1 protein-coding gene is annotated in these 1,707 nt (G+C 74.0%); it reads right to left on the reverse strand.

The annotated features are described in order from the left end of the window. Positions 1-112: 112 nt before the first annotated feature. Positions 113-1,624, reverse strand: coding sequence for a M28 family peptidase (locus ACFVX9_RS27070; RefSeq protein ID WP_387983959.1), 1,512 nt, complete (start codon positions 1,622-1,624; stop codon positions 113-115). Positions 1,625-1,707: the final 83 nt, after the last annotated feature.

A 1,707-nucleotide genomic window follows, 5' to 3' on the forward strand; every position in this document is an offset into this window, starting at 1 on the left:
GTTCTGGGGGTGCGGGGGGGGGGGGGGGCAGAGGGGGGAAGAAACCGGGGGGGGCGGGGGGGGGGGGGGGGGGGCCCCGCCGCCGGGGGAGGGAGGCGGCCCCACCCGGGCCTCAGGCCGTCACCTCGTGGGCGTGGCCCCCGCTCATACCGCCGCCGCCACCCGCCTGGCCGGCGGGGTGCTGCGGCGGCACGGGCCGGTTCAGTGAGGAGAGGTCCCAGGCGTAGGTGCCGACGGCATGGGCGATCACGTCGATGTTGACGTCGAAGGCGTCCATGTCGATGTTCTTCAAGCCGTCGCAGGCCTTGTGGTAGCAGGCGTCGAAGGCCACGCCCGCCGTGCCGCCGTAACGCTCCTCCTGCGCCGGCGACTTGACCACCTCGGCGCCGGTGTCGGTGCCGCCGGCCGGGATGCCCGCGTCGATGAACGGGCCGTAGTCGGAGCGGCCGTTGAAGGCGGTCGGCTCGTGCGGCAGGCCCCGGCCGTCCAGGTAGCCGGTGAGGTCCCGCTCGATCTGCGCCGAGCCCTCGGGGCCGGCGCCGCCGCCGGTGCTGCCCGAGCCGTCGTAGACGAACTGCGCGTAGTTGGGAGAGGCGATCATGTCGAAGTTGAGGTAGAGCCTGATCTTCTTCCGGTCCGCCTCGGAGAGCGACTTCACGTACGCCTCCGAGCCCTTGAGGCCGAACTCCTCGGCGGACCACCAGGCGAACCTGACCTTGTTCTTCACCGGGTGGACGGTCAGGTTGCGCGCGACCTCCAGGATGCCCGCCGCCCCGGAGCCGTTGTCGTTGATGCCGGGCCCGGCCGGGACGGAGTCCAGGTGCGCCCCGACCATCACGGTGTCGGCCGGGTCGCCGCCCCTGGTCTCGGCGATGACGTTCCAGGTCTTGCGCGGCTCCATGAAGGTACGGATGTCGAGGTTCAGCCGCACCTGGCCGGCGGCGGCCTTCGCGGCCAGTGCCTCCCCGGCGGCCCGGGTGATCCCGCCGACGGGGATCCTGCCGGCCGCAGGGTCCCCGAGGGTGCCGTTGAGGTCGCCCTCGGTGTTGTTGTAGATGATCGCGCCCACCGCGCCGGCCGTCGCGGCCGCGGCCTGCTTGACGGCGAAGCCGCAGCCGCCGCGCTGGATCAGCGCGATCCGACCGGTGAACGCGCCGACCGGGTAGTCGGTGGGCGCGCAGCCGGTCGCGGCGCTGACCGGGGCGACCGCCAGGTCGGCGTTCAGGCCCGCGTCCGGGCCGCCGGGCGAGTACGTCATGGCGATCAGCGGGATGCTCTCGGCCTGCGGGGACAGCACCTGCAGCCGCTCCGAGCGGGCCTCGAAGAAGGTGTACTCGAACTCCTGCCGGGACACCTTCAACCCGGCCCGGCGGGCCTGCTCGTAGACGTAGCGCGCGGACTCGTCGTGCCCCTTCGAACCGGCCACCCGGGTGCCGCCGTTGCGGTCGGCGATCCGCTGGAGCGCGGCCAGGGTGTCGTGGGCGCTCTCGGCGTCGGCGGCCTCGACCAGGCGCGCGGCGAGCTTCTCGCCCCTGCGCGCCGGGTCCGGGTCGGCGGCCGCGCCGCCGGCCCCGGCCAGCAGCAGCGGGGCGGCCAGGGCGGCGACGGTCAGGGCGGCGGGCAGCGGTCTGGAACCGGTGGAGCGGGGGAGGGGGGTTGCGGTTCTGCTGCTGTTATGGTGGGTGGGCTGGTTTATCGAGGTGGTTT

The sequence above is a fragment of the Kitasatospora sp. NPDC058243 genome (genome assembly GCF_042882025.1).
In the GTDB taxonomy this organism is placed as follows: domain Bacteria; phylum Actinomycetota; class Actinomycetes; order Streptomycetales; family Streptomycetaceae; genus Kitasatospora.